This window comes from Arthrobacter pullicola, assembly GCF_014836875.1.
Classification (GTDB): domain Bacteria; phylum Actinomycetota; class Actinomycetes; order Actinomycetales; family Micrococcaceae; genus Arthrobacter_B; species Arthrobacter_B pullicola.
This window is the reverse complement of the sequence record NZ_JACSQC010000005.1, coordinates 41,669-67,487: the sequence shown is the minus strand read 5'-3', so window position 1 is coordinate 67,487 and position 25,819 is coordinate 41,669. Positions and strand designations below refer to the sequence as shown.

Genomic DNA, 25,819 nt, shown 5'->3' with positions numbered 1-25,819 from the left:
GTTAGCCTTGAACAGTGACTGAATCCACCAATGCCAGCCCGGCCGCAGCCGGGGACACCGAGATGGTGCTTCCTCCCGGATTCGCCCCCCTCGCCCAGGACCCCGTCCTGGGTCCGGCCATCGTTGCCGGTTTGGACAAAGTGGAAACGCAGCTGCGCGAGGCCATCGCGAATGCCGATCCCTTCGCGGATGCCACATCCCGGCACCTGCTTGAAGCCGGCGGCAAGCGCGTCCGTCCGCTGCTGGTCCTCCTGGCATCCCACCTCGGCACCGACCCGGGCAATGAGGACGTCCGCACGGCCGCCGTCGTCGTTGAACTCACACACCTTGCCACGCTGTACCACGATGACGTGATGGACTCGGCCACGGTCCGCCGCGGAGCTCCGACCGCCCACGAAGTCTGGGGAAACTCCGTTGCCGTGCTGACCGGCGACCTGATCTTCGCCCGCGCTTCGTCCCTGGTCTCAGTCCTGGGCGGCGAGGCACTGGGCATCCAGGCCCGGACCTTCGAGCGGCTGGTCCTGGGTCAGCTGAACGAAACGGTGGGTCCGGCCGACGGCGAGGATCCCATTGAGCACTACCTCTCCGTGATTGCCGGCAAGACCGGATCGCTGATCGCGGCCTCCGGCCAGCTGGGGGCACTGTTTGGCGGCGCTGACGCGCAGACCGTGGAAATCATGGTGGAGTACGGCGAGAAGGTGGGTGTAGCCTTCCAGCTCGCTGACGACGTGATCGACGTTGCCGGCCTCAAGGACAAATCCGGCAAGACCCCGGGAACCGACCTGCGCGAAGGGGTTCCGACCCTGCCGGTCCTGCTGCTGCGCCGCAATGCCGCAGAAGGAGATGCCGAAGCCGCTGCCGTCCTGAAACTGGTGGATGGCGACCTCACCTCTGACGAGGCGCTGGCCACCGCGGTGGAAGCCGTCCGTGGCAACCGGGCGACCGCCCAGGCGTGGGAAGTAGCCCGCAGCTGGGCCGCCGACGCCGTCGCGGCGCTGGACCCGATGCCGGATTCAGTGGTGAAGGCCTCGCTGGCTGCATTCGCCGAAGCCGTGGTGGAGCGCGACGCCTAAGCACCTCCGGTGATCCGCGGGTGCGCAAGCGCACCCGCGGAAACCAGGCGGGGGCTTAGGTCTCTAGTCTTCGTCTTCCTCGAAAACCCACTCGAACATGTCGAAGGTGTATTCGCTGAAGGTGCCCTCTTCGCTCTGCCAGTCGCCGCGGGCATTGTTGCGGCGCCAGACGATGGGGTCCGGAACATCCAGCTGGTCGGCGCGGAAGCCCCAGGTGAACTTCTCTTCCTCGTCTTCGAGGAACAGCAGGTAGCCGTCCTCGACCTCCAGCTCATCGGGATCCCAGAAGAAGTGGAAGGCTTCCATGAGGTCTTCGCAGCCGCCGAGCGCCAGATAGAACTCGCGCAGCACCAGCGGAATCGAAAAGTCGTGTTCCTCCAGCAGCTCGTCCAGTTCCGCGGCAGGAATGCCGTCTTCGGGGCGCCACTGGTCTTCCAGATACTTCGGGACCAGGGCGCGGAACTTTTCCAGGAACATTTCACTCATTGCGGGGGTTCTCCAAAGTTGCAGAAGGGCGTACTTCAATCCTAGCCGCGAGCGGCAGTGCCCGGTTCCAGGCCTAGCCGGTCCGCCGGGCGAGGCCGGGATAATCCAGGACCGCACCATCGGCGTCGACCGTAAGTTCCGCGGTGAAACCGCGCGTCGCGGAGGAGTAGAGGACGATCGCGCTGCCGCGTTCGGCGCGGTAAGGGGAGACCTGTGAATAGACCTGCTCGCTGGCCAGCACCCGCAGGCTGGGCATCTCCACCCAAGCCATGGTGAGCCGGGTTTCGTCCGGCGGCGCGGCATTGTTGAGCAGGTCCAGCCGGAGGATCGGCATGGTGTTGGTCAGCGGGCACAGGCCCAGGTCACAGTCCTGGGCGTTGTTCAGCGCCAGTGCATCTTCGATCCCGGGTTCGGGCAGATCAGGGTCGCCGCTGGTCTCCACCTGGGCATCCCAGCGTCCGTCCACCGACCGCGTCAGGTCCAGGGACCGGGTCCAGCCCTCGCCAGTGACGTGCACCTGCAGGCGGCGGGTGACCCAGCCCGGAGAGGTGTTCAGGGTCCATGCCGCTGAATACTCAGCGCAGGTGGAGGTGCCGCTGGCAGCCAGCTCTCCGGCACGGAAGGACACGACGGCGGAGTCCCGGCGTTCAGGGTCGTCAATGCCCGCCCAGTGAAGGGTCCTGGCGGGCTGCGCGGGCATGTCCATTCCTACAGCGTAAAGTCCGGCCCAAAGGGGCACAAAACCGCGGACCCGCTGCCGCAGGGCAATCCGGAGCCGGAGGTTCAGCCGGCGAGCCGGCGGACGCTCAGGGCCAGGTAAAGATGCACGCGGTCAGCCGTGAGCGCGGGGTCGTACCCGGACAGGTCAGCGATCTGCGAGAGCCGGTACCGCACGGTGTTGCGGTGCAGGCCGAGGGTATGGGCTACTTTAGCGACCGATCCGTTGAGTGCCAGGTAAGTTTCCAGCGTGGCCACCAGATCGGCGTCGTGCGCTGCGTCGAAGGCGAGGAGCGGATCCAGCGCTTCTGCCGCGAGGTCCGCCAGCGGTACATCACGGCTGGCCATCAGCAGCGACGCCAGGCTCAGCCGGTCCGGCTGGTTGACCGCAGCTCCACGGAGGAGGCCTTCCTTGGCCTCGTAATAGCCCCAGCGCAGGCCTGCCGGTTCCGCGTACGCCCCGCCGACGCCGACCTTGGCCGTCATCCCGGCGTTCCGGAGGTAGCTGCTGAGCGCTGCGGCCAGCTCCGCGGCATTTCCGTCCGGGAACAGGATCACGAGCCTGTCTTCGAGGATCGCCGTCACAGCTGGATCGAAGCCCGGCGGCAGCGGCAGGGAGGGCAGTGACCGGGCCTGTGAGGGGGCTGCCTCCACCAGGAGGGTCAGCTGCCTCCGGCCGGTGCTCACCCCGGAGGAGCTCAGCCGGTGCACTGCATCCGGGCCGCTGAGCTTGCCGTCAACAATGTCCGCCAGCAGCTGGCCGTTGACTGCCCGGTCCCGTACCCGGCGCCTGGCCTGGTTATTCAGTTCCACGCTGATCAGGCTCTGCGCGTAGGCAATGAGGTCCGGGGCACGGAACGGTTCGGCCACGGCGAGGGTGCAGCGGTCGCGCAGTCCGGTGGCGATCGGCGTGGTGTGCCAGGTTGTCTCCGGGAGGGATGCCTCGCCGGCGGAGTAGATGAGCGCACCATATTGGTGCAGCGCCACCTTGGTGCCGAGGATCTGCGCCAGCTCGCGCAGCAGTCCTTCCAGCCCCTGGCCGGAGAGCAGTGCTTTAGCCAGGATTTGGTGGCCGGAGAGCAGATTGTGGAGCTGCCCCACATGATCGGCTGAGAGTGCGTCCGCCACCAGCTTCCCCACCGCCATAAAGGGGGTCTTGTAGGGAACCTCGAAGACCGGAAGCCCCAGCCGGTTGGCCTCCTCCACCAGCGGTCCCGGAACCCGGTCCAGGCTGAGCCCGGTGCCGAAGCCAATGGCCAGGGCACCCGCCCGGTGCACGCTTTCCACGAACCGGCGCTGCGCTGCTCCCGTCCGCTGCCGCATGCCGGTGGTGAGGACAACCTCTCCTCCGCCCAGGAAAGGGGAAGGGTCTTCCAGTTCCGTTACGGCAACCCACTGCACCGGCTCCGGACTGACCGCAGCAGTACCGCGCACCTCCAGGCCCAGGCCCTCGGCAGCGAGCAGATCAGAAAGTGAGATAGGCACCGAACAACTATATGCTGGCTGGATTGGGCGTTTGCACGTCAAGTGAATGCAGCCATTGTGCGGGTGGCTGTCCCCAGCGGGTTCTCCGGCGCGTAAGTTGGGGATCATTGCGGACTGACGCCGCCCCACACTTTGTTCCCGAAAGGCAGAACCATGAGCACATCAGCCATCGAACCGACTTACCGGCTGGAGCAGAAGCGGAATATCACCGGGGCCTTCCCCGGCCCGAAGTCCGCTGCGCTGAGCGAACGCCGTGCGGCGGTCGTTGCCAAGGGTGTCGCTTCCAGTGTTCCGGTTTACGTCCAGGACGCCGACGGCGGCATCATCCAGGACGTTGACGGCAACTCCTTCATCGACCTGGGCTCCGGCATTGCCGTGACCAGCGTGGGTGCCTCCGATCCGGCCGTGGTCGCTGCAGCCCAGGAGCAGGTTGCCCGGTTCACGCACACCTGCTTTATGGTCACCCCGTACGAAGGCTACGTCGAGGTCGCCGAAAAGCTGGCCGAACTGACCCCCGGTGACCACGAAAAGCGCACCGTGCTGTTCAACTCCGGTGCTGAAGCCGTGGAGAACGCCGTCAAGATCGCCCGCTCAGCCACCGGACGCCAGGCCGTTGTCGCCTTCGACCACGCCTACCATGGCCGCACCAACCTCACCATGGGCCTGACTGCCAAGGCCATGCCCTACAAGACCGGCTTTGGCCCGTTCGCCTCCGAGATCTACCGGATGCCGATGAGCTACCCGTTCCGCGAAGAAAACCCGGAGATCACCGGCGTTGAAGCCGCAAACCGCGCTATCCTCGCCATCGAAAAGCAGATCGGCGCAGACCAGCTCGCCGCGCTGCTCATCGAACCGATCCAGGGCGAAGGCGGCTTCATCGTCCCGACTGAGGGCTTCCTGCCCCGCCTGGCCGAGTGGGCCAAGGAAAACGGCATCGTTTTCATCGCCGACGAAGTCCAGTCCGGTTTCTGCCGCACCGGCGAGTGGTTCGCCGTCAACCATGAAGGTGTTGTCCCGGACATCCTGACCATGGCCAAGGGCATTGCCGGCGGCATGCCGCTCTCCGCCGTCACCGGCCGCGCCGAGCTGCTCGACGCCGTCCACCCCGGCGGCCTGGGCGGCACCTATGGCGGCAACCCGGTGGCCTGCGCCTCGGCGCTGGCTGCCATCGAGACCATGAAGTCCCAGGATCTGGCCGGCCGCGCCCGCCACATCGAGGAAATCACGGTTCCCCGCATGCGCAAGGTCGCCGAGGAAACCGGCGTGATCGGCGAGGTGCGCGGCCGCGGTGCCATGCTGGCGCTGGAGCTCGTCAAGCCGGGTACCAAGACCCCGAACGCTGACGCAGCCAAGGCCATCGCCGCTGCCTGCCTGCAGGAGGGTGTCATCATCCTGACCTGCGGCACCTACGGCAACGTCATCCGCCTGCTGCCCCCGCTCGTGATCAGCGACGAGCTGCTCTCCGACGGTCTCGACGTCCTGGAAGCGGCTATCCGCGCCCAGGCCTAAGGCTGGCGGCGCGCAGCGCCGTCGAGCGTCAAGACGTCCTAAAAAAGGGGCGGTGTCCGGATGAACCGGATGCCGCCCCTTTTTGTGACTGCAGCTGCGGCCAGGCTAGCTGTGCTGTTCTTCCTGCCGGGGCACCTGCTTCTGCCGGGGCATCGAGAACCCGCGGACCAGGGCCTCCAATCCGGCCTCAAACGCTTCATCCGCTCCCTGGCCGCCAACTCTCGAAGCCGCAGCGGCCACGGCGGAGCTGAACCGGGGGCTTTCGTCGGTCAACGGGCCGGTTTCGAAGATATCCTCCGGCGCAACGGCATCGAACGCTGATCCGAAAATGAAGGATTCCAGTGCAATAATTGCCGGGATAATGCGTGCTTCCTGCCAGCCCGCCCGCAGGAATCCGGCCGTTACCGCCTCATACATGGCCAGGGTGCGGGGCGCACCGCTGACCTGGAGCACTGCGATCACGGGAATCAGCGGGGTGTGGCGGACAAACACATCACGGTAGGAACGGGCCCAGGTGCGCACGGCGTCCTCCCAGGGGCCGGCGGTAAACCCGGTGACGTCCACTTTGGCCATCAGATCGTCCTGGATCCAGCGCAGGACCTCCTGCTTCGAGGACGCATGGTTGTACAGGGCAGAGGGGGCAACCTGGAGTTTTCCGGCCAGCGAGGACATGGTGAAGCCGCCGTAGCCGCTGGTGCCGATCACCGCCAGAGCCGCCTCGGTGATGTTCTCCCTGGTCAGGACGCGCTGGTGCGGACGCCCTGCCGTCCGCTTGGTGCGTGCTGCCGGCATCCATTTCCTCCGATGGTCTGGCGGGCACTTCGGCACCCGGAATTAATATTCGCACAAAGTCTCCCCACGGCGCCGGGTGTCGGCTAGAGTGTCGATACAAAATGAACGCTATTCATTTATTGAGTTCTTGATGGTGGTTCATTTGCGCGGCCGGCGGTCGGCCGCAGGAGAGAGGAAATACAGTGCAGAACCTGGAACGCGACGTAGTCATCATCGGCGCAGGCCCGTCCGGCCTGACAACCGCCCGGAAGCTGAAAGCCGCCGGCCTGAGCGTCACCGTGCTGGAAGCCCGGGACAGGGTAGGCGGCCGCACCTGGTCGGACACCATCGACGGTGCTTTCCTTGAAATCGGCGGACAGTGGATCTCCCCGGACCAGGAAGTCCTGAGCGAGCTGGTGGAGGAACTGGGCCTGGAGACCTTCCAGCGCTACCGGGACGGCGAGTCCGTCTACATCGGCGCGGACCACCGCGCCGTCCGCTACACGGGGGAGATGTTCCCGGTCGCCGAAGAGACGGCCAGGGAAATGGAACGCCTCATCAACCTGCTGGATGAGCTCACGGCCAAGACCGATCCGGCCGCGCCGTGGACGCACCCGGACGCCCGCGAACTGGACACCATCTCCTTCCACCACTGGCTGCGCAGCCAGTCCGACGACGAGGAAGCCTGCAACAACATCGGCCTGTTCGTGGCCGGCGGCATGCTGACCAAGCCGGCACATTCCTTCTCGACCCTGCAGGCCCTGCTGATGTCGGCCTCCGCAGGCTCCTTCTCCAACCTTGTGGACGAGGACTTCATCCTCGACCGCCGCGTTGCCGGCGGCATGCAGCAGGTTTCCGAACGCATGGCAGCGGAACTCGGTGACGACGTCGTCCTGAACGCTCCCGTCCGCACGCTGCGCTGGTCGGAAGGCGCCGAAGGCACCTCCGTCACCGCCATTGCCGACGGCGTCAGCGTCACCGCACGCTACGCGGTCATGGCAGTGCCGCCGAACCTCTACTCCCGGGTCTCCTTCGACCCGCCGCTGCCGCGCCGCCAGCACCAGATGCACCAGCACCAGTCCCTGGGCCTGGTCATCAAGGTCCACGCCGTGTACGCAACACCGTTCTGGCGCGAATCCGGGCTGTCCGGCACCTGCTTCGGCGCGCACGAGCTGGTCCAGGAGGTCTACGACAACACCAACCACGGCGACCCCCGCGGCACCCTGGTGGGCTTCGTGTCTGACGAAAAGGCAGACGCGATGTTCGAACTTAGCGCCGAAGAGCGCAAGCAGGCCATCCTCAAATCCATCGCCGGCTACCTGGGCGAAGAAGCGCTGACTCCCGAGGTCTACTACGAATCCGACTGGGGTTCGGAGGAGTGGACCCGCGGCGCCTACGCTGCCAGCTACGATCTGGGCGGCCTGCACCGCTACGGCCCGGACCAGCTGGTTCCGGTTGGCCCCATCTACTGGTCCAGCTCCGACCTGGCAGCCGAGGGCTACCAGCACGTCGACGGCGCCGTGCGGATGGGCGCGCAGACGGCGGACCGGATCCTGTCACGGTTCAAGGGCTAATCTCCAGTGCGCTACGTAGTCGGCTACGCCGCGACGGAGCGGGGCAGGGATGCCCTGAACCTGGCCTGTGCGCTTGCGCGCAGCCAGGGGGCGTCCCTGGACCTGGTGATGATCGACCCCGAACAGTCGCCCTATGCGGCGGTTTATCCCCCGGAACGGTCCTACGCCACGCTGCTGGCTGAACAGCTCGGGGCCTGGCTGGACGAGGCCCTGGCCATGGTGCCGGAAGACATCGAGGCGCGGGGCCACATCCGGGCAGCCGACTCCGATGCGCGCGGACTCATTGACGCCGCTGCCGAGTTCGGCGCCGGACTCATTGTGGTCGGCGCCGGCAGCAACGGCCTGTTCAAGCGCTACACGGTGGGCAGCGTGGCCAACGCCCTGCTCCACGCCGCCCACGTTCCCGTGGCCCTGGCCCCGTACGGCTACAGCCGGACCGATCCGATTACCCGTGTCACCTGTGCCGTCGGGGAACGGCGCGGGGCCGAGGACGTCCTGGAAGTCGGAGCCGCGTCTGCCGCCCAGCGCGGCCTGCCGCTGCGCCTGCTCTCGCTCGTGGCGCTGGCTTCATCGGAGAGTGCGGCCCTGGATGAAGCCAGGCTGCATGTTGCCGACCGCGTCGCCAAGGCTGAAACGCTCACCCGCGGCCGGTGCCAGGTCACCGGCGAGGTCGCTCAGGGACGCACCATCGAAAACGCCGTCGACAACCTGGACTTCGAGGATGGGGAGATCTTCATCATCGGGTCCAGCCGCCTCGCCCTGCACAACCAGCTGTTCCTGGGGACCACGGCCTCGAAAGTACTGCGCAGCCTCCCGGTCCCGATGGTCGTGGTGCCCCGCGGCTACATGGGCACCCCGAGTACGGCCGGTACTGCAGAGCGGCCGGCTGCACCCGCACCGCAGACAGGAGAACCGCAATGAGCGCCAACTCAAAAGCAGCGCGCCCGGGCGCGGAAGGAAGCGGGCTCTCCAGCAAGGGACTGAAGGGCGGGCAGGTTGGCCTGATCGGCGCCGTCGTCATCGGCATCTCCTGCATCGCCCCGGCTTACACCCTCACCTCGGGGCTCGGCCCCACCGTTTCCGAGGTGGGGGTCCAGCTCCCGGCGATCTTCCTGGTCGGCTTCATCCCGATGATCCTGGTAGCGATCGGGTACCGCGAACTGAACACCGCGATGCCGGACTCCGGGACGTCGTTCACCTGGGCGACCCGGGCTTTTGGGCCCTGGGTCGGCTGGATGGGCGGCTGGGGGCTGATTGCCGCCACCATCATCGTGCTCTCGAACCTCGCCGCCGTCGCGGTGGACTTCTTTTACCTCATGCTGGCACAGGTGACGGGCAATGACGCCCTGGCAGACCTGACCCTGAACCTTCCCCTGAACATAGCAACGACGCTGGTGTTCATTGCCGTGGCCTGCTGGATTTCCTACCGCGGCGTCGAAACCACCAAAACCGTGCAGTACGTCCTCGTAGCCTTCCAGCTGGTGGTGCTCACCTGGTTCTCCGTGGCCGCGTTCGTCCATGTAGCTAACGGGACGGCCTTTGACCCCACCCAGATCAGTGCCGAATGGTTCAACCCGTTCGCCGTTGAATCCTTCTCAGCGTTCGCCGCCGGTGTGTCCCTCTCCATCTTCGTGTACTGGGGCTGGGACGTTACCCTCACCATGAACGAGGAAACCAAGGACCCGGACAAAACCCCGGGCCGCGCGGCCACGGCCACCGTGTTCGTGATCGTGCTGATCTACATGATGATCGCCCTCGCCGTGATCTCCTACGCCGGTGTGGGAGACGGGGAACTGGGTGCCGGGAACCCGGAAAACCAGGAGAGCATCTTTGCTGTGCTGGCCGGTCCCGTGATGGGCCCGTTCGCCATCCTGATGTCCCTGTCCATCCTGAGCAGTTCCGCTGCCTCGCTGCAGTCGACCTTCGTCTCTCCGGCGCGCACGCTGCTGGCCATGGGACACTACCGTGCCCTGCCCCGCAGCTTCAGCAGGATCAGCCCCGCGCACAAGTCCCCGGGCTATGCCACCGTGGCGGCTGCCGTGGCCGCGGCAGGGTTCTACGTCATCACCCGGCTGTTGTCCGAGAACGCGCTCTGGGACACCATTACCGCCCTGGGCCTGATGATCTGCTTCTACTATGGGCTGACCGCCCTGGCCTGCGTCTGGTACTTCCGGCGGGAAGCCTTCAGCGGAATGCGCAACTTCCTGCTGAAGTTCCTGGCTCCGGCCCTTGGCGGCATCATCCTGTGGGTGATGTTCCTGAAGACGGCCATCGATTCCATGGATCCCGCGTACGGTTCCGGTTCCTCCGTGGGCGGTGTTGGCCTGGTCTTCGTGCTGGGGATGGGCGTCATCGCCCTTGGTGCCGTGCTGATGCTCCTGATGTACCGGCGTCATCCGGGGTTCTTCCGGGGTGAGACGCTGCGGGTCGGACACTCCGGCAGCGCCCCGGATGAGTCCCCCGGCAAGGAGGACGTGCCGTCGATCTAGCCGGCAAAGCCTGCAGGGAAGCCCGCGGACACCCCCGCTGTTGAGGGGAGTGCCGCGGGTTTCCCGTTTCGGCCGACGGACAGGTCAGGACGACGCCGGGTGTTCCGAAGGCGCAGCGGGGGAGCGGGGGGCCAGGCCCGCCAGGCGGGGAACCCTGTCCTGCATCCAGGCTCCGAGGGCGGTGGCCAGCCCGCCAAGCTCGGCGGCAGCATAGTGGTCGGATTCCCAGCCCGCGTAGAGGCCAATGCTGAGGCGCCTGCCCCGGTGGATCAGGAACGCGCTCTTCAAGCCGAAGCCTGCCGGTTCAATGGTGACCGCGTTTCCATGGCCGGCTGCCGCCATGGCCTGCGCCATGGTGCCGTTGCTCGTGGTCCGGGCCAGGGCCAGGTCGATTCGGCCGGCGAGGGCGGTGTCCCTGACGGTTTTCCCGATTGCACTGCCATGGCCCGGAAGCAGGACAGGCTCGCGGGCAACGTCGGCGAGCTCCACCTCGGCGCCGGCAGCGGCCAGCCGGTCACCGGACCGGAAGTGGACAAAGACCGGTGCCGAGGCCAGATGGTGCCCGCGCAGATGGGACGGCGGCGCAGAGGTATTAACCGCCATGTCCGCCCCGGTGGACAACCGGGCATAAACCTCACCGGGATGAGCAGGTTGGATGTCTGCGATCGGGGCGCCCCCGGCAATGAACGGGGCGATGAAGAAGTTCGCGGTTGTTTCCGGGCAGGCGACGGTAAAGGACTGGTGTCCCCGGCGCATAGCCTCCAGCACCCCGTCCGCCCTGTCCTGCCGGTTCTGCAGGTCCTGCGCCAGTTCGCGCACGCGTTCCCCGGCCGGTGTGAGCTTCATTCCTGAGGCTGTCCGCCGAAAGAGACGCACCCCCAGCTTCCGTTCCAATCCGGCAATCCGGCGGGAAACAGCCGGCTGGGAAACGTAGACAGCGGCTGCGGCGGCGCTCACGGTGCCGTGGTTGGCCACGGCCAGAAAATACTGCAATTCACGCTGGTCCATCATGTCAATAGGTTATGGCACAGTGCGGAAAATTCATTAGACAGTTATGTCATACCTGCTGCAGTGTAGATCCTGCGCTGGAGTCCGCCCGGCGCCCCCGCAGGTCTCCCGGCGCTGGAACCCGTTCCCCCACATGTTCCGGCGCCGGGCCTAAAGCTAGGAAGCCCAATTGCGCATAGATGCCATCTTTACCAACGGACGGTTCCGCACCATGGATCCGGACTATCCCCTGGCCAGCCGCGTCGGCGTCTTCGGTGGGCGGATTGCCGGACTTGACGCCGAACTTGATGGGGTTCAGGCAGCGGAGGTAATCGACCTGCGCGGAGCAGCGGTGTTCCCGGGCTTCCATGACGCGCACTTTCATTTGTCACTGACCGGTGCCCGGCTTGCGGCCCTGGACCTGCGGCCGGGCAAAGTGCGCAGCCTCGCAGACATCTACGCCGCCGTAGCCGAACATGCCCGGACCCTGCCGGCCGGCGGCTGGGTCCGGGGATCCGGCTATGACCAGAACTTCCTCGAGTCTCATCCCGATGCCGAGGCCCTGCACCAGGCAGCCGGCGGGCGTCCGGTATTTCTGGAACACGTCTCCGGGCATATGGGCACGGCCAGCACCCGCGCCTTTGAGCTGGCCGGCTATCCCGGCCGGCTGGGGGTCCCGGACTTCGCGGGAGGCCACGTGGACCGGGACGGCGAAGGCCGCGCCAGCGGGCTGCTTCAGGAGCGCGCCATGGTGCTGATCTACGATCTGGTCCGGCCCATGGACCTGGGCGAGGTGCAGCGGAACCTCGGCCTGGCCGGCCGTCAGACACTGCGGTACGGCCTCACATCGGTGACGGAACCCGGCGTCGGCGATCACCGCATGGTCGGCAACACGCCCCTGGATTTCCACTCCTACCAGCAGGCAGTGGAGGAGGGGACCCTGCGCACGCGCGTGACCCTGATGCCCTACTGCACCACTTTGCACGCAGTGGAAGGTATGAAGGGCCGAAACCTGTTCGGGCTCGATCTGGGGATCCGCACCGGGCTGGGGGATGACCGGCTGCGTGTTGGTCCGGTCAAGATCGTCGCCGATGGTTCATTCATCGGACGGTCCGCTGCGATGCACCACTGTTACCACGGTGAACCGCACAACCACGGTGTGATGCAGTATGACGCGGAGGAGCTCCGGGCCATGATTACCGGAGCGCACGCAGCCGGCTGGACTGTAGCCACCCACGCCATCGGTGACGCGGCCATCGACCATGTGATGGATGCAGTCGAGGAAGCCCAGCGCATCCTTCCGCGGCCGGGGGCGCGGCACCGGATTGAGCACTTCGCGCTGGCCTCGGATGCCCAGGTGGCCCGGGCAGCCGCCCTTGGACTCACGGCAGTTCCCCAGGGCACCTTCATCTCCGACTTCGGCGACGGAATGATGGATGCTGTCGAACCCGCCCTGGCACCATTGATCTACCGGATGAAGTCGCTGCTGAACGCAGGTATGGTCCTCCCCGGATCCACCGACTCGCCTGTCTCTGACGGAAATCCGCTGGTCTCCATCCACGACATGGTCAACCGGCGCACGGCTTCCGGGCGGATCCTGGGAGCCGGGGAACGGCTCACCGTCGCCGAAGCCGTCCGCGCCTACACCTTCGGTTCGGCTTACGCCGTCGGCCAGGAACAGGACAAGGGGGCGCTGCGGCACGGAATGCTCGCTGATTTCACGGTCCTCTCTGAGGACCTGTTCCAGGTTGACCCTTCCCGCATCCGTGAAACGGAGGTGGTGGCCACCGTCGTCGGAGGAGAGATGCTCTACGACGCCGCGGGCTTCCTCGGGTAGGCGCGTTTCCGGAGGCAGCGGTTGACCGGCGTGCCTCTCCCCGGGCGCATCCTTGGTTCTCCTGTTACCAGTGGTGTTAATGGGATTGTTGTGAATCTGTGAGGTCTGCGTTAGATTGCTTGTCAAGCACCGCACGCATGCGGTGTGTCGCGTTCGCTGGGGATGGACGCGCAGCAAAGGCCTCCACGGTGGATAACCGCGGGTCTCGAGGCATAAGGATTTACACAATGCGAATGAGGAAACTCGCAGGGGCGTTTGCTGCCCTGATGCTGGCTCTGGGGGCCACCGCTGTGGCGCTGCCCGCGGCGTCGGCCACATCATTGGACGGCGTGGCGGCCAGCAGGCTTCACACCCTGATCAACGACTACCGTGCGCAGCAGGCACTCAAGCCACTGGCCTGGAACAGCGGAATAGCCGCCGTGGCCCAGGACTGGACCATGCGGTCCGCGCAGACCGCCAACGTCCACGGTGCCGGCACGTTCCTGCACAACCCGGACTATGCCGCCCAGTACCCGGCGGGCGCCCTGGGATACTCCGAAAACATCGCCTGGAACATGAGCGTTGACCAGGCCTTCCAGTGGTGGGTCAATTCTGAGCTGCACCGCGGGAACATGCTTGGTGCTGCGGATACGGACATCGGCATCGGCGTCGTCCAGCTGACGGAAGGGCCGAACAAGGGTGTGTACCTGGCCACCGTCAACTTCGGTCAGTATGCCAACACCGCCGTACCTGCCCCGCCGGCTGAGACCCTGCCCGCAGAAACCACCCCCGCGCAGACGCCGGCCCCCGAGCCGGAGTCCACAGTGCTCCCCGAGCCTGAACCGACCCGCCCGCCTGCGGAAACGGTCCCGGCAGTGGAACCATCGGCAGAACCGTCGGCTCCTGCTCCGGAGCCCGCGCCGGGCAACCCGTCTGCGGACGTGGAGCCGGAGCCGGTGCCGACCGAGGCGCCGGCCGAGCCTGCCAACCCGGCTCAGCCCGCTGCTCCCAGCGAAACCCCGGAGGCACCGGTTACGGATCCACCGGCCCCGGTTGAATCGCCCGCTCCTGCTCCGGAGGAGCCGTCGCAGGCACCTGCCCCGGTGGAGACCCCGGCCCCGGAAACTCCGGAACCTGTTGCAACCGAAGAAACTGAGCCAACCGCGGAACCTGCTGCTACCGAAATCCCGGCTGAGCCTGCAGGAAACCAGCCGGCAGCGTCCACCGCAGGCGAGCGGGTTGAGCTGCAGACCAGTGACCCTGCCGTGCTGACCCCCGAGGCGCGCGGCAGCTTCGAAACCAGAACCAGCGGCAGCGCCCTTACGGTTTCCGGCCTCACCCCGGGCCACGAATACCAGGTCTTCCTGCACTCGACGCCCGTGAAGGCAGGAGTCTTCACCGTTGATGCGAACGGCATACTGCGGATCGACATCCCGGCCGGCCTGGAAGCCGGGGACCACCGGGTAGCCCTGTATGAACCGAACGGGGCCCTGGCAGGATGGCAGGCCTTCACGGTGCAGGCCGAGGTGAACGTGCTCGGTGTAGCCACTGCTGCAGGTCCCGGTGCACCTGCAGAGCTGGCCGCGACCGGTTTTTCCACGGGCCAGGCGGTGTTCGCTGGAACAGGTGTGGCTATGATCCTGGCCGGCGCAGCTGCTCTGATGGTCCTGCGGGGCCGCAGGGCAGAAACGGCTTAGCAGCCAGGAGGCAGGCGGGAAAGCGCAGGACCATCCGGTCCTGCGCTTTCGCCGTTTGTACGCCTTCTACGCCGTTGCGGTTCGAAGGGGCCGGCCGGGACAGCCTGCGGCCTGCTACACCGTGCTTGCCGCCGTCCGGCGGATCCGGGCGCGGCGCGGGGAGCCCATCATGTCGATGCTGAGCAGGCCCAGTGCCAGCCAGACGAGCCCAAATCCCGCCCAGCGTTCGGGCGGCATGGCCTCCTGGAAGACAACAAGGGCCATGATGAACTGCAGGACCGGCGCCAGATACTGAAGCATTCCGACCATGGTAAGCGGCAGCCGGCTGGCCGCCGCGCCGAAGAAGATCAGGGGAACGGCAGTGGCTATCCCCGAGGCCGCCAGCAGCCAGAAATGCGCAGGCCCGAAGCTGAACAGCGTCCCGGAGCCGTTGGCAGCCATCACTGCCAGGACGACGACGGCGAGCGGCGTCAGCACCGCCGTTTCAATTGACAGGCTGGAAACGGCATCGACCTTTCCGCCTACACCCTTCTTGACCAGGCCGTAGAAGCCGAAACTGAACGCCAGGGTCAACGCCACCCAGGGAACGCTGCCGTAGGCGAATGCCAGGACCAGGACGGCGATGAATCCCGCCGAGATGGCGGCCCACTGAAGCGGCCGGAGCCGTTCCTTCAACAGGAACACGCCCAGCAGTACCGATACCAGCGGATTGATGAAGTAGCCAAGCGCGGCCTCAAGGGCATGGCCGTTGAGCACGGCCCAGGAGAAGACCAGCCAGTTCACCGCAATGAGGACAGCGGCCAGGGACAGGGTGCCCAGCATGCGCAGATCCCGCACCGCGGTCAGTGCCCGGCGCCAGGAGCGCATCACTGTCAGCAGGAAGGCGCAGAACACCAGGGAGAAGACGACGCGTGAAGCGACGATCTCCACCGGCCCAGCGGGTTCCAGCAGCAGGAAGTACAGCGGCAGGAATCCCCAGATGCCATAGGCGCCAATACCAAAGAGCAGGCCGGATCCACTGATCCTGCCGTCCCTTTCCGGCCCGGGACCCGCAGCCGGGGTGCTGCCATCCGGTCCGTCCGGGGCTGCGGCAGATGCTTCTGCAGCGGTGCCCTGCGGCGGAGCTCCCGGTGGAACCGGAGCGGCGGCACTTGAGGCGGCGTAGGCAGGGGTGCTGCCGGGAGGTTGCTCATTGGGCATGTGCGGTGCAACGCACTACGCCCTGCGCATATTCCATGGGCCTGCACCCGAACCGTTTAGACGCTGTGCTGCGGGGCAATTAGAATAGGAAACTGTGCGCCATTTGCGTCCGTAAGCTGCTCAGTGACTTGCTCCCTGAGATGCAGAGAACTCCAGAGAAGAAGGACTATACGTGTCTAACTCAGCCCCGGACAGCTCGCAGCGTCCCATGCGGGTGGCAATTATCGGTGCTGGTCCGGCCGGCGTTTATGCGGCAGACATCCTGACCAAAGCCGACCGTGACTTCGACGTCAGCATTGACCTCTTCGACCAGTACCCCACCCCGTACGGCCTGATCCGCTACGGCGTCGCGCCCGACCACCCCCGCATCAAGGGAATCGTCAAGGCACTGGAGAAGGTTCTGGACCGCGGGGACATCCGTTTCCTCGGGAACGTGAACTACGGCCGCGACCTCACGCTCAGCGATTTCCGGCACTTCTATGACGCCGTCATCTTTGCCACGGGCGCCCTCAAGGATGCCCCGCTGAACATTCCCGGCGTCGAGCTTGCTGGCTCCTTCGGCGGAGCCGACTTTGTTTCCTGGTATGACGGAAATCCGGACGTGCCGCGTGACTGGCCCCTGGATGCCAAGGAAATCGCGGTGATTGGCAACGGAAACGTGGCCCTCGACGTCGCGCGCATCCTTTCCAAACACGCCGATGACCTGCTCACCACGGAAATTCCGTCCAACGTCTATGAGGGGCTCAAGAAGTCCCCGGTCACTGACGTCCACGTGTTCGGGCGCCGCGGGCCGGCCCAGGTGAAGTTCACTCCGCTGGAACTGCGTGAACTCTCACACTCCCGCGACGTGGACATCGTCCTGTACCCGGAGGACTTCGAATTCGATGAAGCCTCCGATGAGCAGATCCGCACGAACAACCAGACCAAGACCATGGTCAACACCCTGACCAACTGGCTGGTTGAGGAACAGGACACCGGTGCTTCGCGCCGCCTGCACCTGCACTTCCTGCATTCCCCGGTGGAAATCCACGACGATCCCGCCACTCCGGGCAAGGTTGCCGGCATCAAGATGGAGCGCACTGAGCTCGACGGCACCGGCAACGCGCGCGGCACCGGCGAATACGTGGATTACCCCGTCCAGGCCGTTTACCGGGCAGTGGGTTATTTCGGCTCCGAACTGCCCGAGGTAGGCTACGACGCCCGCCGCGGAGTGATCCCGAACGAAGGTGGCCGGGTGGTGGATGCTGACGGGCAGCCTGTCCCCGGTATCTACGCGACCGGCTGGATCAAGCGCGGACCGGTGGGGCTGATCGGGCACACCAAGGGCGATGCCCTGGAAACCATCGGCTACCTGCTGGAAGACCGCCGGACACTTCCCGCGGCAGAAGAGCCGGAACCCGACGCGATCATCCGCCTCCTCGAAGAGCGCGGCGTCGAGTACACCACCTGGCAGGGGTGGAAGCAGCTCGATGCGCACGAGATGTCGCTGGGTGCCAGCTACGTGCACGGCGATCCCGGAGTCGGCGACCTGGTCCGCGAACGCGTGAAGGTTGTGGACCGCGAAGAAATGATCCGGGTCAGCCGGCAGGGCGCGCGGTAGCGTCCAACCGGCAGCAAAACCCGGAAGCAGAGTCAAACGGCCGAAGCCAGGCGCCGCCCAGCGGCCCTGGCTTCGGCCGTTTCCGGCTGCACTCCAGCTGCCGGCCAGGGATACCCCGCCGAAGCGGCCCGTGGGGATTTGCTCTGGAACCTGGCGGTTTCCCGTGTCACCATGGACACGCAGCCACAGGCTGTCCGGAACCGGGCCGGCAGTATGCCGGGTTCGCCAGGTTCCGGCGCAGGCGGTCTCCTTATCAGCGCGGATAGGCAGGACGGTGCAGCACAGTCGAAGTGGCGTGCGGGAGCGTGGACCCCGGACGGCGGAATCCCTCCAGCGGGAGGCGTGGCGGGCGCATGAAAGTATGCGGGCGCAGGGCGCAGTCCTGGATACCCTCCGTCCCGGCGTCAAAGAGTCCTGGCAGCGGTCCCTGCAGCACCATCCAAATCCCGACGATGCCCGGCCCGCCCTGGTGTTCGGCGACGGAGATCTCCAGGCCTACCGTGCCTCTCACCCCCTGGCCTCGATCATGCCCGTAATCCAGCGCCTGCTGGTGGAACCCGGGAGGGAAAGCGGTCTGCTGGTTGCCGTGGGGGACCAGCTGGGCAGGCTGCTCTGGGTCGACGGGGACCCGGAGCTGCGCCGCCGGGCAGAGGGCATGATGTTCCTGCCGGGAGCCGACTGGTCGGAGAACTCGATCGGCACCAGCGCGCCGGGCACGGCCCTGGTGACCGGACGGAGCGTGCAGATCGCGGGAGCTGAACATTTCAGCGTTCAGGTGCATCCCTGGTCCTGCACGGCTGTACCCGTGCACGATCCGGATTCCGGGGCAGTCCTGGGCGTTGTGGACATCACGGGCAAGGAGGAGGCCGTTGCCGTGCATACCCTTGCCCTGGTGCAGGCAACGGTGGCGGCGGCGCAGGCGCAGCTGCATGTTGAACGCCTCCAGGTCCGGGCTCCCCGCCGGCCCCGCGCACCTGCCGCCAGCCCCCGGCCAAGCCTTTACCAGGACAGCCTGCAGATCCTGGGCACGGATTCCGCCGTCCTGTGCGTGGGCGGATCCCGCCAGCAGCTGAGCCCCCGGCACTCGGAGCTGATGGCACTGCTGGCCCTGCACCCCCGCGGACTGACCGCCGAGGAACTGGCGGTCCTGGCCTATCCGGAACAGTCCTCGGTGGGCACGGTCCGCGCCGAGATGCTGCGGCTGCGCAAGCTGCTGGCCCGGGAAACTCCGGCAGGTGCTGACATGGTGCCGCAGTCCCGCCCGTACCGGCTGCCCCGTGAACTGATGGTCGACGCCGGCCAGGTCCGCTCCTGCCTGGAACGCGGCGCCCACCGGCTCGCCCTCAACATTTACCGCGGGGAAGTCCTCCCGCACTCCCAGGCGCCCGGAATAACGGAGCTGCGGCGCAGCCTCAGCTCCGTCCTCCGGGAAGCAGTGCTCGCAGACGCGGGCATCGAGACGCTGCTGCAGTACCTGCGCCTCCCGGAAGCAGCAGACGACGGCGAAGCCTGGCGCCTGGCCCTGCAGCTGCTGCCTGCCCGCTCACCCCGCCGGGCGGGAGTTGTGGCCGGACTGCAGCGGATTGAGCAGGACCTGGCCTAGGCCATCGGTTCCGGCCGGTCCGCCACCGGGGCCGAATCCTTCGCTGCACCCTGTCCCGTGCCCCGTAGTGTGCCCTGCATTGCGGCACGGGGTTCCGGGGCCCCGCCGTCCGCCGGCCCAAAGGACTGGGCGTCGGCGACCGCTTCGGTGACCGGCTTGATGCGCAGGCTGGTCAGGAGACCGATCAGCAGGGCAGCGGCGGCAATCCAGCCGGCCAGCGCAGCGCCGTTCGTCATCGCTTCCCGGGCGGCGTCAGCTATGAACGCGGTCTGCGGGTCGGCGGCCAGGGTTGAGATGCTGCCGCCGGACGTGGCGTTGACCGAGTCCAGTGCCCCGTTCAGCTGCGGTGCGTTGGCGAGGGCGCCGGCGACTTGGTCCTCGGTCCCGGTGCGGAGCGTGGTGAAGAAGGCGGTCCCCAGCACAGCGATGCCCAGGGCCGAGCCGGTCTGGCGGGCGGTGCTCTGGGTGGCCGAGCCCTGGCCGCTCTTGGCCAGGGGGACCTCGGCAAGGATGACGGAGGTCAGCTGCGCAGTGGCCAGCCCCACGCCCATCCCGTAGATCAGCAGGATGGGAGACGTCAGCCAGGCCGTGCTGTCCGGCCGGATCAGCAGGGCCAGGGCGGCAATACTGAGGATCTCCAGCGCCAGGCCCGTCCGCACCACAAAGATGGGGCTGAATTTCCGGGCCAGGGCCGCAACCCCGCCGCTGGCGAGGAAGGAGCCGATTGCCAGCGGCAGCAGGGCCAGTCCGGCTTCAAAGGCGCTGAAGCCCAGGACATTCTGAAACCACAGGGGCAGGGAGAGAATCAGTCCGAACTCGCCGAAGCTCACGATCAGTGCCGTGACGTTGCCGTTGGCGAAGGACGGGATGCGGAACAGGGACAGGTCCAGGATCACACCCTTGCCCGCAGCGGTCCGTGCACGCTGGAGCAGTACGAAACACACCAGGGCCACCGCGGCCAGCAGGAAGGCCAGCGGAACGGGGGACAGGGGCCCGGCCTGGAACGGTGCCTCCTCCGTGGCCTCCCACCAGCCGTAGGTGCGGCCCTCAATCAGGCCGAAGACCAGCGCGCCGAAACCGAGGATGGACAGGGCCGCGCCGCCGAGGTCCAGGCGCTGCGGGGCACCGGTATCCGCGGATTCCGCAACGAAGAGCAGCAGGCCCGCCACGATCAGCAGCCCAACCGGGACGTTGATGCCGAAGGCCCAGCGCCAGCTGGCATTTTCGGTGAGCCACCCGCCAAGCAGCGGGCCAATGGCAGCCATGCCGCCGATGGTGGATCCCCAGACCGCGAAGGCAATACCGCGCTCGCGGCCGTGGAAGTTCGCGTTCAGCAGGGCCAGGGTTGTCGGCAGGATCATGGACCCGCCCAGGCCCTGGAGGGCCCGGCCAAGAATCAGCAGGCCACCGGATTCGGCCAAGGCACACAGCACGCTGGCCGCGACGAACAGTATGACGCCGATCAGCATCACCCGCCGCCGTCCCACCCGGTCCGCGATCCGGCCCCAGGTAAGGAGCAGTGCGGCGAAGAGCAGGGTATAGATCTCCTGGACCCACTGAATCTGGGTGCTGGAGATGCCCAGGTCAGCGACGATTGAGGGCACCGCTACCGAGACGATGGTGGCGTCCATGATGATCATGGCAACGCCGAGGCTGATGGCCAGCAGGCCCCACCAGCGGTAACGGAGATAGCGGCTGGGGCGCTGAGCGTCCCGGCCGGCTGCGGGTTCGGAAGCCATATGCCGTCCTTGTGAGATGGGTCCGGAGGGCAGATTCGGAATGATTCAAAAGCTTGCCCATGGCAACAATAATCCCGCCGGGTCCGTCATGGCCACACCGTCCTGGAGCGGTTTCCCGGCTGCTACGTAGATGCAACGTAGGCACGCGTACGGTTCACTGCACCGACGGAAACGACACCGGCGTCGTTGAAGAAAAGGAGCGAACCAGTCATGACCGTATACGCGCAGCCCGGGCAGAGCGATGCCCTCGTCTCATTCAAGCCCCGCTACGAAAACTGGATCGGCGGAGAATGGGTGGCCCCGGTAAAGGGCGGCTACTTTGAGAACGTTTCTCCCGTGACCGGGAAGGTCTTCTGCGAGGTGGCACGCGGCACCTCGGAGGACATTGATCTGGCCCTTGACGCCGCCCACAAGGCAGCGCCGTCCTGGGGCAAGACCTCAGTGGCGGAGCGTGCCAACATCCTCAACCGGATCGCTGACCGCATTGAGGACAATCTGGAGCTGCTGGCTGTCGCAGAGACCTGGGACAACGGGAAGCCGGTCCGGGAAACCCTCGCGGCGGACATGCCCCTGGCCGTTGACCACTTCCGCTACTTCGCCGGCGCCATCCGCGCACAGGAGGGGAGCCTCTCCCAGCTCGATGACAACACCACCGCCTACCACTATCACGAGCCGCTCGGCGTGGTGGGCCAGATCATCCCCTGGAACTTCCCGATCCTCATGGCGACCTGGAAGCTGGCACCGGCGCTCGCGGCCGGCAACGCCGTCGTGCTCAAGCCGGCGGAGCAGACGCCGGCCTCGATCCTGGTGCTGATGGAATTGATTGCCGACCTGCTTCCCGCAGGTGTGCTGAACGTCGTGAACGGCTTCGGCGTGGAGGCCGGCAAGCCGCTGGCGTCCTCGAAGCGGATCCGCAAGATCGCTTTCACCGGCGAGACCACCACCGGCCGGCTGATCATGCAGTACGCCAGCCAGAACCTCATCCCGGTAACGCTGGAACTGGGCGGCAAGAGCCCGAACATCTTCTTCGCCGACGTCGCGGCCCGCGATGACGCCTTCTATGACAAGGCGCTTGAAGGCTTCAACATGTTCGCGCTGAACCAGGGCGAAGTCTGCACCTGTCCGTCCCGTGCCCTGGTCCAGGAATCGATCTACGACAGCTTTATGTCAGACGCCCTGGCCCGCACGGCGCAGATGGTCCAGGGCAACCCGCTGGACACCAACACCATGGTGGGCGCCCAGGCATCCAATGACCAGCTGGAGAAAATCCTTTCCTACATGGATATCGCTGGGCAGGAGGGTGCGAAGGTCCTGGCCGGCGGACAGCGCAACGTCCTTGGCGGTGACCTCGCCGGAGGCTACTACGTTGAGCCGACCGTCTTCGAGGGCACCAACAACATGCGCATTTTTCAGGAAGAGATCTTCGGCCCGGTGGTTTCGGTGACGCGGTTTTCCGACTACGGGGAGGCCCTGACGATTGCCAATGACACCCTCTACGGCCTCGGTGCAGGCGTTTGGTCCAGGGACGGCAACACCGCCTACCGGGCAGGACGGGATATCCAGGCGGGCAGGGTTTGGGTGAATAACTACCACGCGTACCCTGCACACTCGGCGTTCGGCGGCTACAAATCCTCCGGAATCGGGCGCGAGAACCACGCAATGATGCTGGACCACTACCAGCAGACCAAAAACCTCCTGGTCAGCTACGCCGAATCCAAGCAGGGCTTCTTCTAGACCCTCAACAACACCGCCAGCCCCTCGAACAGAACAGGAAAGCAATGGAAACCATGCAGGCAGCAGTAGTCAACGGCCTAGGTAAGCCCCTTGACGTCCAGGAGACAGCTATCCCTGCCCCCGGACCGGGGCAGGCCCTGGTCAAACTGATCACCACCGGCGTTTGCCACACCGACCTCCACGCGGCCCACGGCGACTGGCCGGTAAAACCCACCCCGCCGTTCATCCCCGGCCACGAGGGAGTTGGCGAAGTTGTTTCGGTGGGTGAGGGCGTCACCGACATCAAGGTGGGAGACGTGGTTGGCAACGCCTGGCTCTGGTCCGCCTGCGGGGTCTGTGAATACTGCCGCACCGGTTGGGAAACGCTCTGCGAGCAGCAGCAGAACGGCGGGTACTCCGTCAACGGCTCGTTCGGACAATACATGCTGGTGGACGCACGCTTTGCAGCACGTATCCCCGAGGGCGCCGATCCCGTGGAGATCGCACCCATACTCTGCGCCGGAGTCACCGTATACAAGGGGCTCAAGGAAACCGAGGCCCGGCCGGGCCAATGGGTGGCTATCTCCGGAATCGGCGGTCTGGGGCACATCGCCGTGCAGTACGCCAGGGCCATGGGGCTGCGGGTCGCAGCAATCGATATTGCCGAGGAAAAGCTGGCTCTGGCCCGCGAATTCGGTGCAGAAGTGACGGTCAATGCACGCGAGGAAGATCCAGCTGTGGTGCTGCAGGAAAAAATCGGCGGCGCACACGGGGTTCTCGTCACCGCTGTCCATCACACTGCGTTCGGGCAGGCCATCGCCATCGCACGGCGCGGCGGGACCATCGTGTTCAACGGCCTCCCGCCGGGGGACTTTCCGGCGCCGATCTTCGACATTGTCCTGAAGGGACTGACCATCCGGGGTTCGATCGTGGGCACCCGGCAGGACATGATCGAAGCGATCGACTTCTACGACCGCGGACTCATCAAGCCGAAGGTGAGCACCCGCCGGCTGGAGGAAATCAACACGGTGCTGGAAGAGCTTGAAGCCGGAAAGGTGGATGGACGCGTGGTCGTCCAGTACTGATGGACACACACCAGGAAGCAGTATCGGTCCTGGATGCCGCGCCGGCCCTGCCCGGGGAGAGGTCCTCCCGGGTAGGGCTGACGGCGGCGGCCAGGGATCTGCTGCGGACGCTGAAGCTGCAGCACGGTGCGCTGATGTTCCATCAGTCCGGAGGCTGCTGCGACGGGTCCTCGCCCATGTGCTATCCGGACGGCGACTTCATTACCTCAGAGGCTGATGTGCTGCTGGGCACCTTTGACCTGGACGGGGAAGGAATCGGATTCTGGATGTCAGCGGAACAGTTTGAGTACTGGAAACACACGCACCTGACAGTCGACGTCGTGACCGGCCGGGGGAGTGGGTTCTCCCTCGAGGCACCGGAAGGGAAACGCTTCCTGATCCGCTCCCGCCTGCTGGTTGTGCCGGGGTAGCCGTCAAGTAGTAAGGTTGCTGTTTAATTCCCTTGCGGCTCCGAGCTGCGGGACTGACGGTACATCATGATGCCTCTAACAGGGCGGGAATGAGGAACACCATGGTTAAGAAGATGACATTTCTGGCGGGGATCGGCGTTGGCTACCTGCTCGGTTCCAAGGCAGGCCGGGAGAAAATCAAGTCCCTGTGGAACGACCCCAAGGTTCAGGACACCGTAAACCAGGGCACCGAGTGGGCCAAGCAGAAGGCCCCCGGGATCCAGGAGAAGGTAACCGAAGTGGCCAAGGATGCCGCTGGCTCAGCCAAGGATGCTGCGTCGCAGGCGAAGGACAGTGTGTCCGGTGGCGGCAGCAAGGGTGGCAGCAGCGGCGCCTCCTCCGTTGCAGGAACCGCGAACCCGGCAGACCGTTCGCACACCTCGGGCGGGGAACACACCATGGACCCGGCTCATCCCCAGCCGGAAGGCCGCCCGTAGCCTGAACCGCTGACGCTCTCCTGAACTGCAAGCCGCAGATGCCCGCCGGTGCGATCCGGCGGGCATCTGCGTGCCCGGATAATTCGGTCCAATATTTCGCTCATGTTGCGCATTCGCGGCACTGTGGGGTGGTGGAGCAGTTACCATCGGGGAGCTGGATCGACCCGCCGATCAACATTGGAGAGTGAGCCTGTAGATGGCTACGGATTATGACGCGCCGCGAAAAGCGGAAGAGGACACCGGAACGGCTTCCATTGAGGAGCTGCAGGCCCGGCGCACTGACAAGCAGTCCGCGGTTGTGGACGTTGACGAGTCTGAAGCGGCCGAAGCGTTCGAGTTGCCCGGAGCTGACCTTTCCGGGGAGGAACTGCTGGTTCGGGTGGTGCCGGCCCAGGAGGATGAGTTCACCTGTGGTTCCTGTTTCCTGGTGCGCCACCGTTCCCAGTTCGCCGTGGAGAAGAACGGCACCAAGTACTGCAAGGACTGCGAGGGCTAAGTCCTCTGCCCACCTGCCGGCTGCCGCCGGTAATCCGCCGCCGCCCCGGATGCTCCGGGCGCGGCGGTTGTGGTTAACGCAGCGGTGTGATTTTGTCACTTGCATGGTAAATGCCGTCCTCCTGGCAGCGGGAGCCGGGGCCAGGCTGGGCCTGGGCCCGAAGGCACTGCTGCCCTTTAACGGCCGTCCCCTGATTGAACATCTGGCCGCCGCGCTGCGCGATGGCGGCTGCTCGCGCGTGATCGTTGTCCTGGGCGCGGAATCCCGGCGCGTGAAGTCGGTGGCGGACCTCTCCGGCACCCTTCCGCTCACCAACCCTGACTGGGAATCCGGGATGGGCTCGTCGTTCCGGGCCGGCGTGGCAGAAGCACTGCGCCTGGCGCCGCAGGATCCCGTCCTGGTGGCGCTGGCCGATCAGCCCGGCCTCACGGCGGCTACTGTGGCCCGGCTGCTGGCGCATGCGGCTCCGGCCCGCGTCTCCTGCGCCGGCTACCGTCTGCCCGGCGGTGGGATGCGGCGGGGGCACCCGGTGCTTTTTGCCCCGCAGCTCGCCCGCGCCGCTGCCGCCACCGCCCTGGGCGACGCCGGTGCGCGCGCTTTCCTGGCAGCGCACCCCGGCCTCGTGGACCTGGTGGACTGCGGCTCCGAGCTGGATGGACGCGATATCGATACACCGGCGGATCTGGCGCTGCTGGAACCGGGCGGAAACGAAGAGGGAGCCTAAGCCGTGCAGCGCCAGGGTGGCCTGGTTCATCGGGTAGAGTGGAGCGTTCGTAGGGGAGTATCCTTCCACGCTGTATCTCGTCAACACGTAGGGCACCGATGCCCGGCCGGGGACAGTGGGTGGCCGCAGGTCACCGGAGAGACTTACGGTTCCTTGGCGTACCCTACGA

22 protein-coding genes are annotated in these 25,819 nt (G+C 66.1%); 15 read left to right on the top strand and 7 right to left on the bottom strand.

The window, feature by feature from the left end; all coding sequences use genetic code 11:
• Positions 1–62: 62 nt before the first annotated feature.
• Positions 63–1,073: a polyprenyl synthetase family protein gene (locus tag H9638_RS11505; RefSeq protein WP_191747874.1), complete on the top strand. Its 1,011-nt coding sequence runs from the start codon at positions 63–65 to the stop codon at positions 1,071–1,073.
• Between the two features lie 63 nt (positions 1,074–1,136).
• Here H9638_RS11505 and H9638_RS11500 read toward each other — a convergent pair whose 3' ends face one another.
• From H9638_RS11500 to H9638_RS11490, 3 genes are all read right to left on the bottom strand, one after another.
• On the bottom strand, positions 1,137–1,559 hold the full coding sequence (locus H9638_RS11500) for a hypothetical protein (protein ID WP_191747448.1): 423 nt from the start codon (positions 1,557–1,559) through the stop codon (positions 1,137–1,139).
• A gap of 73 nt (positions 1,560–1,632) precedes the next feature.
• On the bottom strand, positions 1,633–2,259 hold the full coding sequence (locus H9638_RS11495) for a putative glycolipid-binding domain-containing protein (protein ID WP_191747445.1): 627 nt from the start codon (positions 2,257–2,259) through the stop codon (positions 1,633–1,635).
• A gap of 83 nt (positions 2,260–2,342) precedes the next feature.
• Positions 2,343–3,761: a PucR family transcriptional regulator gene (locus H9638_RS11490; RefSeq protein ID WP_191747427.1), complete on the bottom strand. Its 1,419-nt coding sequence runs from the start codon at positions 3,759–3,761 to the stop codon at positions 2,343–2,345.
• 153 nt (positions 3,762–3,914) lie between these two features.
• Here H9638_RS11490 and gabT point away from each other — a divergent pair, with 153 nt between their 5' ends.
• Positions 3,915–5,270 (top strand): 4-aminobutyrate--2-oxoglutarate transaminase, encoded by a 1,356-nt coding sequence (gabT, locus tag H9638_RS11485; RefSeq protein WP_191747424.1) that lies wholly within the window; start codon positions 3,915–3,917, stop codon positions 5,268–5,270.
• 105 nt (positions 5,271–5,375) lie between these two features.
• Here gabT and H9638_RS11480 read toward each other — a convergent pair whose 3' ends face one another.
• On the bottom strand, positions 5,376–6,062 hold the full coding sequence (locus H9638_RS11480; protein WP_191747422.1) for a TetR/AcrR family transcriptional regulator: 687 nt from the start codon (positions 6,060–6,062) through the stop codon (positions 5,376–5,378).
• A 182-nt stretch (positions 6,063–6,244) separates the two neighbouring features.
• Here H9638_RS11480 and H9638_RS11475 point away from each other — a divergent pair, with 182 nt between their 5' ends.
• Genes H9638_RS11475 through H9638_RS11465 form a run of 3 tightly spaced genes read left to right on the top strand, consistent with a single transcriptional unit; the run spans position 6,245 to position 10,104 of the window.
• The gene (locus tag H9638_RS11475) at positions 6,245–7,615 is read left to right on the top strand and encodes a flavin monoamine oxidase family protein (protein WP_191747419.1); all 1,371 of its coding nucleotides are present in this window, start codon (positions 6,245–6,247) and stop codon (positions 7,613–7,615) included.
• Between the two features lie 6 nt (positions 7,616–7,621).
• The gene (locus tag H9638_RS11470) at positions 7,622–8,536 is read left to right on the top strand and encodes a universal stress protein (RefSeq protein ID WP_191747417.1); all 915 of its coding nucleotides are present in this window, start codon (positions 7,622–7,624) and stop codon (positions 8,534–8,536) included.
• Complete coding sequence (locus H9638_RS11465) at positions 8,533–10,104, top strand: APC family permease (RefSeq protein WP_191747415.1); 1,572 nt, start codon at positions 8,533–8,535, stop codon at positions 10,102–10,104. Before H9638_RS11470 ends, H9638_RS11465 begins: the two co-directional genes overlap by 4 nt.
• Before the next feature lie 84 nt (positions 10,105–10,188).
• On the opposite strand, the gene H9638_RS11460 is transcribed toward H9638_RS11465, so the two are convergent.
• Positions 10,189–11,115 (bottom strand): LysR family transcriptional regulator, encoded by a 927-nt coding sequence (locus tag H9638_RS11460; protein ID WP_191747413.1) that lies wholly within the window; start codon positions 11,113–11,115, stop codon positions 10,189–10,191.
• Between the two features lie 166 nt (positions 11,116–11,281).
• On the opposite strand from H9638_RS11460, the gene H9638_RS11455 reads away from it, so the two are divergent.
• Together H9638_RS11455 and H9638_RS11450 are read left to right on the top strand one after the other, a co-directional pair.
• Entirely contained in the window at positions 11,282–12,928 is a 1,647-nt protein-coding gene (locus tag H9638_RS11455; RefSeq protein WP_191747411.1) for an amidohydrolase, read from the top strand.
• 233 nt (positions 12,929–13,161) lie between these two features.
• Positions 13,162–14,604 (top strand): CAP domain-containing protein, encoded by a 1,443-nt coding sequence (locus H9638_RS11450; protein WP_191747409.1) that lies wholly within the window; start codon positions 13,162–13,164, stop codon positions 14,602–14,604.
• 114 nt (positions 14,605–14,718) lie between these two features.
• Here H9638_RS11450 and rarD read toward each other — a convergent pair whose 3' ends face one another.
• On the bottom strand, positions 14,719–15,804 hold the full coding sequence (gene rarD, locus H9638_RS11445) for an EamA family transporter RarD (protein ID WP_191747408.1): 1,086 nt from the start codon (positions 15,802–15,804) through the stop codon (positions 14,719–14,721).
• A 172-nt stretch (positions 15,805–15,976) separates the two neighbouring features.
• Between rarD and H9638_RS11440 the strand changes: the two genes are divergently transcribed.
• Together H9638_RS11440 and H9638_RS11435 are read left to right on the top strand one after the other, a co-directional pair.
• Positions 15,977–17,404, top strand: a complete 1,428-nt coding sequence (locus H9638_RS11440; protein WP_191747406.1) for an FAD-dependent oxidoreductase — start codon at positions 15,977–15,979, stop codon at positions 17,402–17,404.
• Positions 17,405–17,765: 361 nt separating this feature from the next.
• Positions 17,766–19,007: a GAF domain-containing protein gene (locus H9638_RS11435; protein WP_191747404.1), complete on the top strand. Its 1,242-nt coding sequence runs from the start codon at positions 17,766–17,768 to the stop codon at positions 19,005–19,007.
• On the opposite strand, the gene H9638_RS11430 is transcribed toward H9638_RS11435, so the two are convergent.
• A complete protein-coding gene (locus H9638_RS11430) occupies positions 19,004–20,746 on the bottom strand; it encodes a DHA2 family efflux MFS transporter permease subunit (protein ID WP_191747402.1) in 1,743 nt (580 codons plus the stop codon). The two genes, H9638_RS11435 and H9638_RS11430, sit on opposite strands and share 4 nt — an antisense overlap.
• A gap of 210 nt (positions 20,747–20,956) precedes the next feature.
• Here H9638_RS11430 and exaC point away from each other — a divergent pair, with 210 nt between their 5' ends.
• The 6 genes from exaC to H9638_RS11400 all read left to right on the top strand — a co-directional run bounded on the left by exaC (position 20,957) and on the right by H9638_RS11400 (position 25,650).
• Positions 20,957–22,480 carry an acetaldehyde dehydrogenase ExaC gene (gene exaC, locus H9638_RS11425; protein WP_191747400.1) on the top strand — a complete coding sequence of 508 codons (1,524 nt, stop codon included), beginning with the start codon at positions 20,957–20,959 and terminating at the stop codon, positions 22,478–22,480.
• 53 nt (positions 22,481–22,533) lie between these two features.
• Positions 22,534–23,544 carry an alcohol dehydrogenase AdhP gene (adhP, locus tag H9638_RS11420; protein WP_191747872.1) on the top strand — a complete coding sequence of 337 codons (1,011 nt, stop codon included), beginning with the start codon at positions 22,534–22,536 and terminating at the stop codon, positions 23,542–23,544.
• On the top strand, positions 23,544–23,954 hold the full coding sequence (locus H9638_RS11415; RefSeq protein ID WP_191747398.1) for a DUF779 domain-containing protein: 411 nt from the start codon (positions 23,544–23,546) through the stop codon (positions 23,952–23,954). The genes adhP and H9638_RS11415 overlap by 1 nt, the downstream gene beginning before the upstream one ends.
• Before the next feature lie 101 nt (positions 23,955–24,055).
• Entirely contained in the window at positions 24,056–24,430 is a 375-nt protein-coding gene (locus H9638_RS11410) for a YtxH domain-containing protein (protein ID WP_191747396.1), read from the top strand.
• A 196-nt stretch (positions 24,431–24,626) separates the two neighbouring features.
• Positions 24,627–24,926 carry a DUF4193 domain-containing protein gene (locus tag H9638_RS11405; RefSeq protein ID WP_191747393.1) on the top strand — a complete coding sequence of 100 codons (300 nt, stop codon included), beginning with the start codon at positions 24,627–24,629 and terminating at the stop codon, positions 24,924–24,926.
• Between the two features lie 103 nt (positions 24,927–25,029).
• Positions 25,030–25,650 carry a nucleotidyltransferase family protein gene (locus H9638_RS11400; RefSeq protein WP_191747391.1) on the top strand — a complete coding sequence of 207 codons (621 nt, stop codon included), beginning with the start codon at positions 25,030–25,032 and terminating at the stop codon, positions 25,648–25,650.
• Positions 25,651–25,819 lie beyond the last annotated feature (169 nt).